This window comes from Thioclava sp. IC9, assembly GCF_002213225.1.
Classification (GTDB): domain Bacteria; phylum Pseudomonadota; class Alphaproteobacteria; order Rhodobacterales; family Rhodobacteraceae; genus Thioclava; species Thioclava nitratireducens.
In genome coordinates, this window is the sequence record NZ_NBNX01000001.1 from 1,038,610 (window position 1) to 1,052,374 (window position 13,765).

16 protein-coding genes are annotated in these 13,765 nt (G+C 63.9%); 9 read left to right on the forward strand and 7 right to left on the reverse strand.

What is annotated here, in order from left to right:
- The first annotated feature begins 138 nt into the window (after window positions 1-138).
- Window positions 139-1,161, forward strand: coding sequence for a betaine--homocysteine S-methyltransferase (bmt, locus tag B6V76_RS04770; RefSeq protein WP_075774538.1), 1,023 nt, complete (start codon window positions 139-141; stop codon window positions 1,159-1,161).
- A gap of 121 nt (window positions 1,162-1,282) precedes the next feature.
- Here the strand turns inward: bmt and B6V76_RS04775 are convergent, their stop codons facing one another.
- Complete coding sequence (locus B6V76_RS04775) at window positions 1,283-2,377, reverse strand: PA0069 family radical SAM protein (RefSeq protein ID WP_088726785.1); 1,095 nt, start codon at window positions 2,375-2,377, stop codon at window positions 1,283-1,285.
- 169 nt (window positions 2,378-2,546) lie between these two features.
- Here B6V76_RS04775 and B6V76_RS04780 point away from each other — a divergent pair, with 169 nt between their 5' ends.
- The 4 genes from B6V76_RS04780 to B6V76_RS04790 all read left to right on the forward strand — a co-directional run bounded on the left by B6V76_RS04780 (window position 2,547) and on the right by B6V76_RS04790 (window position 5,815).
- Window positions 2,547-3,248: a B12-binding domain-containing protein gene (locus B6V76_RS04780; protein ID WP_088718864.1), complete on the forward strand. Its 702-nt coding sequence runs from the start codon at window positions 2,547-2,549 to the stop codon at window positions 3,246-3,248.
- 117 nt (window positions 3,249-3,365) lie between these two features.
- Window positions 3,366-3,524 (forward strand): hypothetical protein, encoded by a 159-nt coding sequence (locus B6V76_RS19840; RefSeq protein ID WP_166504540.1) that lies wholly within the window; start codon window positions 3,366-3,368, stop codon window positions 3,522-3,524.
- The gene (locus tag B6V76_RS04785; RefSeq protein ID WP_088726786.1) at window positions 3,521-4,198 is read left to right on the forward strand and encodes a DUF1638 domain-containing protein; all 678 of its coding nucleotides are present in this window, start codon (window positions 3,521-3,523) and stop codon (window positions 4,196-4,198) included. The genes B6V76_RS19840 and B6V76_RS04785 overlap by 4 nt, the downstream gene beginning before the upstream one ends.
- A 138-nt stretch (window positions 4,199-4,336) precedes the next feature.
- Window positions 4,337-5,815 carry a SulP family inorganic anion transporter gene (locus B6V76_RS04790; RefSeq protein ID WP_088726787.1) on the forward strand — a complete coding sequence of 493 codons (1,479 nt, stop codon included), beginning with the start codon at window positions 4,337-4,339 and terminating at the stop codon, window positions 5,813-5,815.
- A gap of 97 nt (window positions 5,816-5,912) precedes the next feature.
- Here B6V76_RS04790 and B6V76_RS04795 read toward each other — a convergent pair whose 3' ends face one another.
- The 3 genes from B6V76_RS04795 to B6V76_RS04805 all read right to left on the reverse strand — a co-directional run bounded on the left by B6V76_RS04795 (window position 5,913) and on the right by B6V76_RS04805 (window position 8,021).
- Window positions 5,913-6,512: an HNH endonuclease gene (locus B6V76_RS04795; protein ID WP_075774533.1), complete on the reverse strand. Its 600-nt coding sequence runs from the start codon at window positions 6,510-6,512 to the stop codon at window positions 5,913-5,915.
- A 217-nt stretch (window positions 6,513-6,729) separates the two neighbouring features.
- Window positions 6,730-7,392, reverse strand: a complete 663-nt coding sequence (locus tag B6V76_RS04800; protein WP_088725057.1) for an alpha/beta fold hydrolase — start codon at window positions 7,390-7,392, stop codon at window positions 6,730-6,732.
- The gene (locus B6V76_RS04805; RefSeq protein WP_075774531.1) at window positions 7,389-8,021 is read right to left on the reverse strand and encodes a DNA-3-methyladenine glycosylase; all 633 of its coding nucleotides are present in this window, start codon (window positions 8,019-8,021) and stop codon (window positions 7,389-7,391) included. The genes B6V76_RS04800 and B6V76_RS04805 overlap by 4 nt, the downstream gene beginning before the upstream one ends.
- A gap of 65 nt (window positions 8,022-8,086) precedes the next feature.
- Here B6V76_RS04805 and B6V76_RS04810 point away from each other — a divergent pair, with 65 nt between their 5' ends.
- Complete coding sequence (locus tag B6V76_RS04810; RefSeq protein ID WP_075774530.1) at window positions 8,087-9,310, forward strand: MFS transporter; 1,224 nt, start codon at window positions 8,087-8,089, stop codon at window positions 9,308-9,310.
- 238 nt (window positions 9,311-9,548) lie between these two features.
- On the opposite strand, the gene B6V76_RS04815 is transcribed toward B6V76_RS04810, so the two are convergent.
- Window positions 9,549-10,049, reverse strand: coding sequence for an Lrp/AsnC family transcriptional regulator (locus B6V76_RS04815; RefSeq protein WP_075774529.1), 501 nt, complete (start codon window positions 10,047-10,049; stop codon window positions 9,549-9,551).
- A gap of 168 nt (window positions 10,050-10,217) precedes the next feature.
- On the opposite strand from B6V76_RS04815, the gene trxB reads away from it, so the two are divergent.
- Genes trxB through B6V76_RS04830 form a run of 3 tightly spaced genes read left to right on the forward strand, consistent with a single transcriptional unit; the run spans window position 10,218 to window position 12,250 of the window.
- On the forward strand, window positions 10,218-11,168 hold the full coding sequence (trxB, locus tag B6V76_RS04820; RefSeq protein ID WP_088718868.1) for a thioredoxin-disulfide reductase: 951 nt from the start codon (window positions 10,218-10,220) through the stop codon (window positions 11,166-11,168).
- Window positions 11,165-11,644 carry an RES family NAD+ phosphorylase gene (locus B6V76_RS04825; protein ID WP_088726788.1) on the forward strand — a complete coding sequence of 160 codons (480 nt, stop codon included), beginning with the start codon at window positions 11,165-11,167 and terminating at the stop codon, window positions 11,642-11,644. The genes trxB and B6V76_RS04825 overlap by 4 nt, the downstream gene beginning before the upstream one ends.
- A gap of 60 nt (window positions 11,645-11,704) precedes the next feature.
- Complete coding sequence (locus tag B6V76_RS04830; protein WP_088726789.1) at window positions 11,705-12,250, forward strand: VOC family protein; 546 nt, start codon at window positions 11,705-11,707, stop codon at window positions 12,248-12,250.
- A 13-nt stretch (window positions 12,251-12,263) separates the two neighbouring features.
- Here B6V76_RS04830 and B6V76_RS04835 read toward each other — a convergent pair whose 3' ends face one another.
- Both B6V76_RS04835 and B6V76_RS04840 read right to left on the reverse strand, forming a co-directional pair.
- On the reverse strand, window positions 12,264-13,313 hold the full coding sequence (locus tag B6V76_RS04835) for a low specificity L-threonine aldolase (RefSeq protein ID WP_088718871.1): 1,050 nt from the start codon (window positions 13,311-13,313) through the stop codon (window positions 12,264-12,266).
- A complete protein-coding gene (locus tag B6V76_RS04840) occupies window positions 13,310-13,759 on the reverse strand; it encodes a YcgN family cysteine cluster protein (RefSeq protein ID WP_075774736.1) in 450 nt (149 codons plus the stop codon). The genes B6V76_RS04835 and B6V76_RS04840 overlap by 4 nt, the downstream gene beginning before the upstream one ends.
- Between the last annotated feature and the right edge of the window lie 6 nt (window positions 13,760-13,765).

Below are 13,765 nucleotides of genomic sequence, written 5' to 3' on the forward strand. Positions count from 1 at the left end.
CTTTTGCATATCGAGCCGAGATCGCAGCCCCTTCATCAAGAACATGAAGGAAACGAATTTGCCAAATCCCGCCTGTCATGGCAGGACAAAGCCAACCGCCGCGCCAGACGCGGCCCTTTTGCATTTGACGAGGCCCTTATGACCGCCCCGAAAACCGACGCGCTGAGCCGCCTTCTGGAAACCCGCGATTGGCTGATGACCGATGGCGCGACCGGCACCAACCTGTTCAACATGGGGCTGGCCTCGGGCGAAGCGCCGGAACTGTGGAATGCCGACGAGCCCGCGAAGATCGCGAAGCTCTATTCGCTCGCCGTCGATGCGGGCTCGGACCTGTTTCTGACAAACAGCTTCGGCGGCAATGCCTCGCGACTGAAACTGCACAACGCCCAGAACCGCGTGCGCGAGTTGAACCGCCTCGCCGCCGAGATCGGCCGCGAGGTCGCCGACAAGCAGTCGCGCCCGGTGGTCGTTGCGGGTTCGATGGGCCCGACGGGTGAGATTTTCGCGCCGATGGGTACGCTGACCCACGAACTCGCGGTCGAGATGTTCCACGAACAGGCCGAGGGTCTGAAAGAAGGCGGCGCGGATATCCTCTGGGTCGAGACGATCTCGGCGCAGGAAGAATACAAGGCCGCCGCCGAAGCCTGCCATCTGGCGGGGATGCCGTGGTGCGGCACGATGAGCTTCGACACCGCAGGGCGCACGATGATGGGCCTGACCTCGCAGGCGATGGTCTCGATGGTCGACAAGCTGGCCCACCCGCCGCTGGCCTTCGGCGCGAATTGCGGGGTCGGCGCATCGGACCTTCTGCGCACCGTTCTTGGCTTTGCCGCAACCGGGACCGAGCGCCCGATCATCGCCAAGGGCAATGCGGGCATCCCGAAATACGTCGACGGCCATATCCATTACGACGGCACGCCCGAGCTGATGGCGGAATATGCGGTGATGGCGCGCGATTGCGGCGCCACAATCATCGGCGGCTGCTGCGGCACGATGGCCGAGCATCTGGTCGCGATGCGCGAGGCGCTGGAGACGCGTCCGCGCGGCGAACGCCCGACGCTCGATCAGATCTCCTCGGTTCTGGGTGGGTTCTCGTCGGAGGATGACGGCCTGAGCGGCGATGCGCCCAAGCGCGAACGTCGGGGACGTCGGCGCAGCTAAGCGCGGATTGAGGGGCGCTGCCCCTCGGCCTTGCGGCCTCACCCCGGGATATTTGAACCAATACGAAGGAAGGGCCGGGATTTTTCTCGGCGGATGGAGCATGCACGCGCCTCAGACGAGATCAGAACAGTTCGAGCTGATCGCCCGGCCGGGGCGGCACGCGGAACTGCGTCACGTCGAGATCGGGCAGATGACGCGCGAAGCCCAGCCGCTTGCAGCTCAGCTTGAACCGCTGCTGCAACAGCTCGGCCATTTCGCCCTCGCCCTTCATCCGCTCTCCGAAGCGCGGGTCGTTGAGCTTGCCGCCGCGCATGTCGCGGATCCGGCCCAGCACCTTCTCGACCTTGCCGGGGTGATGCCGCACCATCCAGTCGGCGAAAAGCGGCGCCACCTCGTGCGGCAGCCGCACCGGCATCATCGAGGCGGCCCTGGCCCCTGCCCTGCGCGCCTCGGTCAGGATCGCTTCGAGCTCGTGATCGGTGAGTCCCGGGATCATCGGAGCGGCCATGACGCGCACCGGGATGCCCGCGCGCGACAGTTCGCGGATCATGCGGATCCGGGTCGGCGGGCTCGGGGCGCGGGGCTCCAGATCGCGGGCGAGTTTGGCGTCGAGCGTCGTGACCGACACGCCGACCTGCGCCAATCCCGCCTCGGCCATCGGCGCGAGGATGTCGAGATCGCGCAGGATGGTCGAGCCGCGGGTGACGATGGAGACCGGATGGCGATAGGCCTGCAGCACCTCCAGAACGGCGCGCATGATCTCCATCTTGCGCTCGAGCGGCTGATAGGGATCGGTATTCGTGCCGATGGCGAGCACGTTCGGACGATAGCTTTTCTTGCGCAGCTCTTCTTCGAGCACCTGCGGCGCCTCGGGACGCGCAATCAACCGGGTCTCGAAATCCAAGCCAGCCGAGAGGCCGAGATAGCCGTGACTGGGGCGCGCGAAGCAGTAGATGCAGCCATGCTCGCAGCCGCGATAGGGGTTGAGCGAGCGCTCGAAGGGCACATCTGGCGACTGGTTTCGGGTGATGACGGAGCGCGGTCGCTCTACCGAGACTTCGGTTCGGGTCAGGCGCTCCTCTTCGGGAATGTCCCAGCCGTCATGTTCGGGCGCGCGGGAGAAGGGCTCGAACCGGCCCACGGGGCGCGCCGCGGCGCCGCGCGCGCGCAGACGCTCGGACGGGTTCGCGGGGGGAAGGTCGAATGGCAGACTCATGCCCGGAATTTAGAACGAAATGAGAACATTTGCCAAGTAGAGTCCGGGCATCCGCCCGGCAACACCATGCGAGGTCGGACAAAACACCGCGCATGTCGCAATTCGCCAAGACTTGACGGGGCCACGGCCCCACCACAGGGTAACACCGGCTAGCAGGAGACTATTGGACATGGCCGAAGACGACGACGATATCATCCTCTCGGAACTCGACGATGACGAGCTTACCGCGCAGATGATGGATGACCTCTATGACGGTCTCAAGGAAGAGATCGAAGAGGCCACCCGCATCCTGCTCGACCGCGGCTGGACGCCGTATGACATTCTGACCAAGGCCCTCGTCGCGGGCATGACCATCGTGGGCAACGACTTCCGCGACGGTATCCTGTTCGTGCCGGAAGTTCTGCTGGCGGCGAACGCGATGAAGGGCGGCATGGCCATTCTCAAGCCGCTGCTGGTCGAGACCGGCGCGCCGCGCATGGGCAAGATGGTGATCGGCACGGTGAAGGGCGATATCCACGATATCGGCAAGAACCTCGTTGCGATGATGATGGAAGGCGCAGGCTTCGAGATCGTCGATCTGGGCATCAACAACCCGGTCGAGAACTATCTCGAGGCGATCGCCCGCGAAGAGGCCGATATCCTCGGCATGTCCGCGCTGCTGACCACCACGATGCCCTATATGAAGGTCGTGATCGACACGATGAAGGAACAGGGCATCCGCGACGATTACATCGTTCTGGTTGGCGGTGCGCCGCTCAACGAGGAATTCGGAAGGGCGATCGGTGCCGATGCCTATTGCCGCGACGCCGCCGTGGCGGTCGAGACGGCGAAGGATTTCATCGCTCGCAAGCACAACCAGATGAGCGCCTGATCGCCGATCGCGGCCGCATCACGCCTGACATACATGGAGAAGGCCCCGATTTTTTCATCGGGGCCTTTTCATGTGCCCTTCCCCGCCCCATACTTGAAAGGAAGGGGGAAACGCGAAATGCCGCTGCCACATTTTCTGCTGCTGATCCTGTTCGTGATCGTTCTGGCCGGCCTGACGATCTGGGCCTTCGCCGCATCGGGGTTCCCGATGGCGATGCTCGGGCTGATGGTTCTCGTCGCAGCAGGCGTTGCCCGGATGATGGCCCGGGTGGAATGACCGCCCGGACAGGTGCCTCGCTTCCCGGCGACACGACCTTAACGAAAGATGGCTTAGCTCCCGAGGGGTCGGGACGGCTTCTGCTGATCGCCTGCGGGGCGCTCGCGCGGGAGATTCTCGCGCTCAAGCGGATCAATGGCTGGGATCATATCGACCTGACCTGCCTGCCCGCCAATCTGCACCTCTACCCCGAGAAGATCACCGCCGCCGTCGAAGAGGCGGTGCTGCATTATCGCGACCAATACGACGATATCTTCGTGGTCTATGCCGATTGCGGCACGGGCGGGCAATTGTCGGAAAAATGCAAGTCCCTGGGCGTCGAGATGGTCGAAGGCCCGCATTGTTATTCGTTTTTCGAAGGCAATGCCGCCTTCGCCAAAACGGCGGAAGAGGAGATCACGGCCTTCTACCTCACTGATTTCCTGACGCGGCAGTTCGACGCTTTCGTCTGGAAGCCGATGGGCTTCGACCGTCATCCGGAGCTGATCCCGATGATGTTCGGCAATTACGACCGGCTGATCTATCAGGCCCAGACCGACGATCCGGCGCTAGATGCGAAGGCGCGCGAGGCGGCGGAGCGGCTCGGACTGCGCTATGAGCGGCGTTTTACCGGCTATGGCGATCTGGCCACCAGTCTCGCGAAATTTGCCGCGAAATCGGGCAATCCGGCCTGATCTTCTTTGAATTTTTCTTAAAACCCGGCCTACGGGGCTTGGCATCGCGACGTCAGCCGGGTATTGGCTGCGCCAAATCTCACATCCTCCGGCCCGCCCCTCCCCGGTCGCGGGCCTTTCTAATTGCAGGACGATCTTATGACCCTGTCGCAATGGCGCAGCCAGTGGACTGGCAACTTCCGCGCTGACATCCTTTCCGGTCTCGTGGTGGCGTTGGCGCTGATCCCCGAGGCCATCGCTTTCTCGATCATCGCGGGCGTCGACCCGAAAGTGGGCCTCTACGCCTCCTTCATGATCGCAACGATCACCGCCTTCTTCGGCGGCCGCCCCGGCATGATCTCGGCCGCGACCGCCGCGACCGCGGTGCTGATGGGCACGCTCGTGCGCAGCTACGGGTTGGATTACCTCCTGGCCGCGACGGTGCTGGCGGGCGTGATCCAGGTGATCGCGGGGGCGCTCAACCTCGGGACGGTGATGCGCTTCGTATCGAAATCGGTGATGACCGGCTTCGTGAACGCACTCGCCATCCTGATCTTCATGGCACAATGGCCTGAGCTGAACCCGGCCAACGTGCCGGTGGTGGCGACCTATGCGCTCGTCACGCTTGGCCTTGCGATCATCTATCTGCTGCCGCGCTTCTTCCGCGCCATCCCCTCGCCGCTGATCGCGATCCTCGTTCTCAGCGCGGTCTCGATGGGGCTTGGGCTCGACGACGTGCACACGGTGTCCGACATGGGGGCCCTGCCCGATCAGCTCCCCTCGCTCCTGATTCCGAACGTGCCGTTCAATTTCGAGACGCTGCAGATCATCCTGCCCTATTCGGTGGGCGTGGCGGTCGTGGGGCTCCTGGAAAGCCTGATGACCCAGAACATCGTCGACGAGATGACCGACACTCGCTCGGACCGTCGTCAGGAATGCTTCGGTCAGGGCATCGCCAACTTCTGCACCGGCTTCATCGGCGGCATGGCGGGCTGCGCGATGATTGGCCAGTCGGTGATCAACGTCACCTCGGGCGGGCGCACGCGCCTGTCGACCCTGACCGCGGGGATCGCGCTGCTGATCTTCTGTGTGGTTCTGGGCGAATGGGTGGGCCGCATTCCGATGCCCGCGCTGGTGGCGATCATGATCATGGTCTCGATCGGCACGTTCAGCTGGGCCTCGCTGGGTCAGCTGCGCACCATGCCGATGTCGTCCAACGTGGTGATGCTGGCCACCGTCGCCTTCGTCGTCGCCACCCATAACCTCGCGATCGGCGTGCTGGTGGGCGTGCTGCTCTCGGGCATCTTCTTCGCGGGCAAGATCGCGCGGATGACCGAGATCACCTCGCGCTACAACGAGGCGCATCACCTGCGGACCTATTACATCAAGGGCCAGATCTTCTTCGCGACCGTCGAAGAGTTCAATCGCGCCTTCGACTTCCAGGAGAAGCTCGACCGCGTGGTGATCGACCTGACCCACGCGCATATCTGGGACATTTCCTCGGTGTCGGCGCTCGACCGAGCGGTGGGTAAGTTCCGGATGTCCGGAACGGATGTGAAGGTCGTGGGGATGAACCAGGCGACCGAGACGATCATCGACAAGCTGTCGAATGGCGGTCAGGTCGCAGTAGGGCACTAAGCGTCTCAGAGGGGGCTCTGCCCCCGCTTGCTGCGCAAGCCCCCCGAGATATTTCCCCCAATACGAAGGGCGTGTCGGATAAGGCGCGCCCTTTTTCTCAGGCTTCCAGCTCGGTGTCCCAGTAGAGGAAGTCCATCCAGCTTTCATGCAGATAGCCCGGCGGGAAGCGCCGCCCGATGCGGAGCATGTCTTCGGGCTGGGGCTGGCGCGCGGGCTTGAGAAGCTGCATCCCCGAGCGTTCCAGCGGCTTGTTGGCCTTGCGCAGATTGCACGGCGCGCAGGCGGCCACGACATTCTCCCAGCTGGTGATTCCACCGCGCGAGCGCGGAATCACGTGGTCGAAGGTCAGATCGCCCTTCTTGCCGCAATACTGGCACTTGAATTCGTCCCTCAGAAAAAGATTGAAGCGCGTGAAAGCCACGCGCTTCTGAGGTCGGACATATTCCTTGAGGACGACGACGGAGGGGATCTTGAAGGCCTGCCTCTGGCTGCGCACCACCTCTTCGTATTCGGCGAGGATCGTCACCCTGTCGAGGAAGACCGCCTTTATCGCCTCCTGCCAAGGCCATAGCGAGAGCGGGTAATAGGAGAGCGGCCGGAAATCAGCGTTTAGCACCAGTGCCGGATGCTGTCTCAGCGCCGCCGGTTCACGGGTGAATTGCGTTCGAAAATCGGTCCTGTCGCATTCGTCCAGCATGGGTGACTCCGTCCTCGCCCTGTCGCCTGCCTCGGCTCAGGGGCGGGGTCCGCCCCTGCCTTATCCATGACTATATATGGCGTTCGCGATCTGGCAAGCCTCTTGATCTCGCGATTGCTGCCATGCGGCATGGGTAGCAAACTGCCATGACAGGGAAATGACGGCCCAAGACGGAGAATGGAGCCCGGCGTCGCGGCGCTGCGGCATGCCCAGCCGATCAGCCGGGCAGCTTGTCCTGCAGGAAGGACAGCGCCACCGAGAGTCCGTCCGGTGCGATTCCGTGCCCGGTGCCCTTCATTACATGGGCATAAGTGTCGAAACCCGCCGAGACCAGCGCATCGCCAGCCTTGCCCATATCGGCAAAGGGCACGACCGGATCCTGATCGCCATGGATCAGCAGCACCGGCGGCTTCGAGATCGCCTCATTGCCCAGGGCTTCCGGGCGCAGCAGACGCCCCGAGAAAGCCACCAGTCCCGCGACCGGTTCGGCGCGGCGCGGCAGCACTTCGAGCGCGGTCATCGTGCCTTGCGAGAAGCCGATCACGGCGAGCTGCGCGGGCGTCAGCCCCTGCTCTTCCAGCACGGAGTCGAGGAACGCATCCACGTCGGCTGCAGCATCCTTGAGACCTTGAGCGGATTCCGCTTCGCTGGAATTGTCGATCCACGGAATCGGGAACCATTGACGACCGTAAGGGGCCGCGCGGCAGGGCTCGGGCGCGTCGGGCGCGAGAAACAGCGTGTCGGGCAAATGCTGGCCCAGCGGATCGGCGAGGCCCAGAAGGTCCGCCCCGTCCGCACCGTAGCCATGCAGAAACACCACGGCGGATTTCACCGTACCGGATTGCGGCTCTCTGCGTCCGGCGTCCAGCTTGCGGGTCATGGGGCAACTCCTTCACGATCTTTACACGCCGCGTAATAGGCCCAGAGGCCACGCGCCGCAACCGCGCGCCACGGCGACCAGGCCGCCGATAGCTCATTGAATTGCTTGCGCTTGGGCCGCTCGGGTAGATCGAATAGCAGCCGCGCCCCTTCGGCGAGCGCCAGATCGTCGACCGCGAAAACATCGGCGCGGCCCAGAGCGAAGATCAGGTACATCTCCACGGTCCAACGCCCGATGCCGGGGATCGGCAGGAGCTGCGCGACCACCTCCTCGTCGGGCATCGCGCGCAGCCCCTCGAAATCGACACCGGAATTGGAGAGCGCCTGCAGGTAGCGCACCTTCTGGCGCGAAAGGCCACAGGCGCGCAGGTCCTCTTCCGAGGCGCCGGCGATCGAGACCGGATCGCCGAAGCCCGCGCCGATAACCTTGTTGCGGATCGAATTCGCGGCAGCGACCGAGACCTGCTGGCCGATGATCGCGTCGCGCAGCGCCTCAAACCCGTCCTCGCGGCGGCGTAAGGGCCAAGGCCCCGTCAGCGCACAGACCTCCGCAAAACGCGGCTCGGCGCGGCAGAGAAATTCGGTGCCTTCGGCAATGTCGTCTTCGCAGGTAATGATACGTCCAACCATGCGCGACACCCTGCCTCATGCCGCGCCCGCTTGCCAGCCCCCAATCGCCACGCTAGCAAGCTGTCATGAGTGACATTCCCGCCCCTCCCGCCACGCGCGAAATGCGCAACACGATCGTGCTGGTCCTGGCACAGGCGCTGCTTGGCGCGCAGATGCCGATGATCTTCACCGTGGGCGGGCTCGCGGGCCAGATGCTCTCGCCCAACCCCTGCTTCGCGACGCTGCCCCTGTCGCTGATCATTCTTGGCTCGGTCCTCTCGGCACAGCCGATGTCGGAATTCATGGCAGCAAAGGGTCGCCGCGCGGGTTTCATCCTCGCCAATGCGATGGGCGCGCTGGGGGCGGCGACCGCGGCCTATGCGCTGTTCCACGGCTCCTTCGCGCTCTTCATGCTGGGGTCGTTCTTCACCGGTACATACATGTCGGCGCAGGGCTTCTACCGCTTCGCGGCGACCGATACCGCCAGCGCGGAGTTTCAGCCCAAGGCGATATCATACGTGATGGCGGGCGGGTTGGTGGCTGCGATCATCGGGCCGCAGTTGGTGAAAGTCACGAGCGAGGCGATGGTCGTACCCTTCATGGCGACATATCTCGCGATCATCGCGATCAATGCGCTCGGGCCGATCCTGTTTTCCTTCCTCGACATCCCCGCCCCGGGACGGCGCAAGAAGCACGAACGTCACGAGGGCCGCAGCCGCCGCGAGTTGCTGAAAGATCCGGTCATCCTCGTCGCGATGATCTGCGCCATGGTCTCCTACGCGTTGATGAACCTCGTGATGACCTCGACGCCGCTCGCGGTCGTCGGCTGCGGGTTCGAGCAAGCGGACGCGGCCAATATCGTCTCGGCGCATGTGCTCGCCATGTATGTGCCGAGCTTTTTCACCGGCCACCTGATCGCCCGTTTCGGCAAAGAGGCGATCGTCGGCACAGGACTGGCCATCCTCGCCGCAGCGGGTGCGATGGCACTGAGCGGCGTCGATCTCGCACAGTTCTACGCCACGCTCATCCTCCTCGGGCTCGGCTGGAACTTCGGCTTCATCGGGGCGACCGCGATGCTCGCCTCAGCCCATAGCCCGGAAGAGCGCGGGCATGTGCAGGGGATGAACGATTTCGTGGTGTTCGGCGGCGTCTTCCTCGCCTCGCTCGCCTCGGGCGGGCTGATGAACTGCACCCAGAGCGGCAATGCCCAGGCGGGCTGGCAGGCAGTCAACCTCGCGATGATCCCGTTTCTGACGCTGGCCGGCGCCGCGCTGATCTGGCTGGTGCTGCGCCCGAAAGAGACGCGCTGAGGGGCGCCGCCCCGTCGCCGGACGGCGAAATATATCAAGAAACGCTTCGCCGGCCGGCGACATATATCAAAAAAGACGTGGGCTCTGCCCCCGGGGCCTACGGCCCCCTCGGGATATTTCTCAAGAGCGAAGCGGCCACGCGCCCCTTCGGCTTGGCGAAAATATCCCGGGGCGGGAATTCGCGACAGCGAAGGGAGGGGCAGCGCACCTCCGGCAACGGATGGGGTCAGGGCAAGGCTCAGGCCAGTTTGGCGATACGCTCTTCGAGCACGTCGAAGGGCACGCCCGGCTCGTCCTTGGCACAGCGGATTACCAGCGAGGTTTTCACGCTGGCGACGTTCTCGGCGGCGGTAAGTTGCCCGGTCAGGAAGCTCTGGAAGCTCGACAGGTCGGGCGCCACGCATTTCAGCACGAAATCGATCTCGCCGTTGAGCATGTGGCACTCGCGCACGAGCGGCCATTCCCGGCAGCGCGCCTCGAAATTCGACAGGTCCGCCTCGGCCTGGCTGTGCAGGCGCACCATCGCGAAGACCTGCACCTCGAATCCCAGTTCGCGCGGGTTTACATCGGCATGGTAGCCACGAATGTAACCCGCCTCTTCGAGCGTGCGCACGCGGCGCAGGCACGGCGGGGCCGAAATCCCCACGCGTTTCGCCAATTCGACATTCGTCATCCGCCCGTCCGCCTGCAGTTCAGCAAGGATTTTGCGGTCGATATCGTCGAGCCGAGAGGTGGCCATGTTGAAATAATCCTTCGTGCGTTGCGGCAGAACTTACCGCCGGAAGAGAGGAGGCGCAATAATATTTCGCGACACGCTCCGCAAGTGCTATTTGTCGCGGCATGCAGGGGCTTTTCGGCGCGCTTCGCTCCGACTATATCCGTCGGGCAGATTTCCAAGGAGGCGGGCATGTCCGAGACGAAGAAAACCAAGGTTCTGATCATCGGTTCCGGCCCTGCCGGCTACACGGCGGCGGTCTATGCGTCGCGTGCGATGCTCGAGCCGGTTCTGGTGCAGGGCATGCAGCCGGGCGGCCAGCTGACCATCACCACCGAGGTCGAGAACTGGCCCGGCGAGAGCGAGATCCAGGGCCCCGAGCTGATGGTGAAGATGGAAGAGCATGCCCGCGCGATGGGCACCGAGATCATCATGGATATGATCACCGAGCTCGACACGTCGAAGCGCCCCTTCGTTGCAAAAGGCGATTCGGGTACGACCTACGAGGCTTCGGCGGTGATCCTCGCCACCGGCGCGCAGGCGAAATGGCTTGGGCTCCCCTCGGAAGAGAAGTTCAAGGGCTTCGGCGTCTCGGCCTGCGCGACCTGTGACGGGTTCTTCTATCGCGGCAAGGAGGTCGTGGTGATCGGCGGCGGCAACACCGCGGTCGAAGAGGCGCTGTTCCTGACCAACTTCGCTTCCAAGGTGACGCTGATCCACCGCCGCGACACGCTGCGTTCGGAGAAGATCCTGCAGGAGCGGCTGTTCAAGAACCCCAAGGTCGAGATCGAGTGGAATCACACGGTCGAGGAAATCCTCGGCGACGAAAATCCGCTGGGCGTGACCGGCGTGCGCGTGAAATCCACCGCGGACGGCTCGGAGAAGGTGATCCCCTGCGACGGGTTCTTCGTGGCGATCGGCCACGCGCCTTCGTCGGAACTGGTCAAGGACAGCCTGAAGATGCAATCGGGCGGCTATGTCTGGGTGGAGCCGGGCTCGACCCGGACCTCGCAGCCGGGCATTTTCGCGGCAGGCGACCTGACCGATCACACTTATCGTCAGGCGGTCACCTCCGCCGGCATGGGCTGCATGGCCGCGCTCGACGCCGAGAAATTCCTCGCCGAGCAGGGCGAAGCCGAGTGATCTCTTTCCACGGCACGGTCTGGCGGATCCTCTCTGCCGATCGTGCCGAAGATGCTTGCGAACCGGCCCGCCATCCGGAGGGCCGGTTTCATCATTCCGGGCAGGTAGCCCTTTATGCCTCGCTGAGTGCCGAAGGCGCTGGCGTAGCCCTGCGGCGTTACGTGCGGGCGAGCGATCCGCCGCGGGTGATCGTTCCGTTGGAGATCACAGCGCAGGCGGTGGACGACCTGCGAGGCACGCCCGATCAGGCGGCGGCGTCGGCGGTCTGGCAGGATGAGAGGGCGAGCGGCGCGCCCTCGTCCACTTGGCACTTCTCGGATCGAGCGCGGAACAGCGGCGCGCAAGCGATGCTCTATGCGTCGCGCTCGCGCCCCGATCTGAGCCATCTCGTGCTGTTCGAGGTTACCCCCGCGACGGTCCGGCAGCTTGCCCCCGCGAAGGTCTGGCAGCCGCCCTACCCTATCCCGTCTGCGTGAAGCGTCATTGCATGGTCGCCTGCCTCGTCTAGTGTGAAGGCAACCGAAAGGAGGCCTCTCATGCGTTGGCGCGGGGTCAATCACGTCGAATTTTCGGTGCTCGACTATGAAAGGTCGATCGCCTTCTACGATGCGATGTTCGGATGGCTTGGATATAAGAGCTTCTGGACGCTCGATATCGTATATCGGTCGACCTATTACATGGCGCGCTTCCCGATGCCGCATTCCTATATCGGAATCCAGCCCGCGCATTCCGGCAAGAAGCTGGATCATGACGCGCGGGCGGTGGGCATACATCATATCGCGCTCTGGGCGAAGTCACGCGCCGAAGTGGATGCGTTTCACCGAGATTTCCTGATCCGGCGCGAGCTGTCGGTGACCGACGCCCCGCAGGAATATCCCGTCTATGCGCCGGGCTATTACGCGGTGTTCTTCGACGATCCGATCAACGGCATTCACTGGGAGCTCGCACATATCCCGCGCATTCCGGGCCTTGGTGCGATCCGCCGGTTCCGCGCGGCCCTGAGAGCCGCGCAGAAAGAGCATCCGGAATGGGATGGCCCGCCCGAGAAGATCGCCTTTCGCGAGCTGCCCGGGCGGCGCTGATCTTCGGCGCCGATTACGCCAGGTGGCTGAGGAAGGCGTCGATTTCCTCGGGCGTTGTGGCCCAGGAACAGACCAGACGCGCGGCCAGAAGCTCGTCTTCAGGGCCTTCCAGCGACTGATCGAAGGGCCAGAGATAGTAATAGGCCCCGGCCGCATTCGCGCGCTTATGCGCACCGCGCGGCAAGGCGGCGAAGACCGCATTGGCCTGCGTCGGGTGGATCAGCTTCGCGCCCTCGATCTGGCCGATGCCTTCCGAGAGTTTGCGTGCCATTTCATTTGCATGCCGCGCGGTCTTCAACCACAGATCATCGGCCAGATAGGCCTGCATCTGGGCCGCGAGGAAACGGTGTTTCGAGAAAAGATGGCCACCGCGCTTGCGGCGCAGCTCGAACTCCCAGGCGCGTTTGGGATCGAAGATCACCACCGCCTCAACCGCCATGCAGCCGTTCTTGGTGCCGCCGAAGCTGAGCACGTCGACGCCCGCCTTCCACGTCATCTCCGCAGGAGTGCAACCCGCAGCGACCAGCGCATTGGCAAAACGCGCGCCGTCCATATGCACCGGCAGATGGTAGCGGCGTGCGACATCGGTCAGCGCCTTCACGTCCTCGGGCGAATAGACGGCGCCTGCCTCGGTCGAGTTGGTGATCGAGACCATGCCGCGCTGCACGTTATGGATACCGCCGCGGCCCGTGTGCGCGATGGTGCGCGCCAGCGCGTCGGGGTCCATCTTCGCATCCGGCCCGTCGACCAGAACCAGTTTCGAGCCGTTGGTGTAGAATTCCGGCGCGCCGCACTCGTCTTCCTCGATATGGGCGTTGCGGTGGCAGAAGATCGCGCCCCAGGGATCGGTCAGCACCGCACAGGAGAGCGCATTGGCCGCCGTCCCGGTCGCGACCAGATAGACACGCGCTTCGGGTGCCTCGAAGATCTCGCGGATCTTCGCCTGAACGCCCTCGGTGATCGGATCGTCGCCATAGGAATGCAGATGACCCTCATTCGCGGCCGTGAGGCCCTCGAGAATGGCGGGATGGGCGCCGGACGTGTTGTCGGAGGCAAAATTCATGAGAGATCCTCGATCGTGTATTCGTCCCACTCGTCTTCGGGCACTTCGAACTCGGGCACGGTCCAGCCGCGCACGCTCTCCCCGGCCTCATGGACCGTCTCGCGCGAGCCCGAGATCAGGTAGTGCCAGTCGTGTAGAGGTTTGTCTTCGAAGCGCAGCCGGTAGGCGCAGGTCGCGGGCATCCAATAGGCGATCTTGTGGATCGTCTTGGGGCTCAGCGTCACGCATTCGGGGACGAACTGGTGGCGAATGTCATATTGCGTGCAGCTGCAGCTCTCACCATCGAGCAGCCGGCAGGCGACGCGGGTGAAGACGACCTCGCCCGTATCCTCGTATTCGAGCTTGTTCAGGCAACATTTGCCGCAGCCATCGCACAGCGCCTCCCATTCGGGGGCGGTGAGCTTCTTCAGCGGCAGTTTCCAGAACTCGGGGCGCAATTTGGTCATGGCGCG

What these genes read in the sequence shown, in the direction of transcription:
- B6V76_RS04835 (WP_088718871.1), bottom strand. Translation starts at nt 13,313, where the DNA reads ATGAATTTTGCCTCCGACAACACGTCCGGCGCCCATCCCGCCATTCTC.
- trxB (WP_088718868.1), top strand. Translation starts at nt 10,218, where the DNA reads ATGTCCGAGACGAAGAAAACCAAGGTTCTGATCATCGGTTCCGGCCCT.
- B6V76_RS04775 (WP_088726785.1), bottom strand. Translation starts at nt 2,377, where the DNA reads ATGAGTCTGCCATTCGACCTTCCCCCCGCGAACCCGTCCGAGCGTCTG.
- B6V76_RS04795 (WP_075774533.1), bottom strand. Translation starts at nt 6,512, where the DNA reads ATGCTGGACGAATGCGACAGGACCGATTTTCGAACGCAATTCACCCGT.
- B6V76_RS04815 (WP_075774529.1), bottom strand. Translation starts at nt 10,049, where the DNA reads ATGGCCACCTCTCGGCTCGACGATATCGACCGCAAAATCCTTGCTGAA.
- B6V76_RS04830 (WP_088726789.1), top strand. Translation starts at nt 11,705, where the DNA reads ATGCGTTGGCGCGGGGTCAATCACGTCGAATTTTCGGTGCTCGACTAT.
- B6V76_RS04840 (WP_075774736.1), bottom strand. Translation starts at nt 13,759, where the DNA reads ATGACCAAATTGCGCCCCGAGTTCTGGAAACTGCCGCTGAAGAAGCTC.
- B6V76_RS19840 (WP_166504540.1), top strand. Translation starts at nt 3,366, where the DNA reads ATGCCGCTGCCACATTTTCTGCTGCTGATCCTGTTCGTGATCGTTCTG.
- B6V76_RS04810 (WP_075774530.1), top strand. Translation starts at nt 8,087, where the DNA reads ATGAGTGACATTCCCGCCCCTCCCGCCACGCGCGAAATGCGCAACACG.
- B6V76_RS04785 (WP_088726786.1), top strand. Translation starts at nt 3,521, where the DNA reads ATGACCGCCCGGACAGGTGCCTCGCTTCCCGGCGACACGACCTTAACG.
- B6V76_RS04805 (WP_075774531.1), bottom strand. Translation starts at nt 8,021, where the DNA reads ATGGTTGGACGTATCATTACCTGCGAAGACGACATTGCCGAAGGCACC.
- B6V76_RS04780 (WP_088718864.1), top strand. Translation starts at nt 2,547, where the DNA reads ATGGCCGAAGACGACGACGATATCATCCTCTCGGAACTCGACGATGAC.
- B6V76_RS04790 (WP_088726787.1), top strand. Translation starts at nt 4,337, where the DNA reads ATGACCCTGTCGCAATGGCGCAGCCAGTGGACTGGCAACTTCCGCGCT.
- B6V76_RS04800 (WP_088725057.1), bottom strand. Translation starts at nt 7,392, where the DNA reads ATGACCCGCAAGCTGGACGCCGGACGCAGAGAGCCGCAATCCGGTACG.
- bmt (WP_075774538.1), top strand. Translation starts at nt 139, where the DNA reads ATGACCGCCCCGAAAACCGACGCGCTGAGCCGCCTTCTGGAAACCCGC.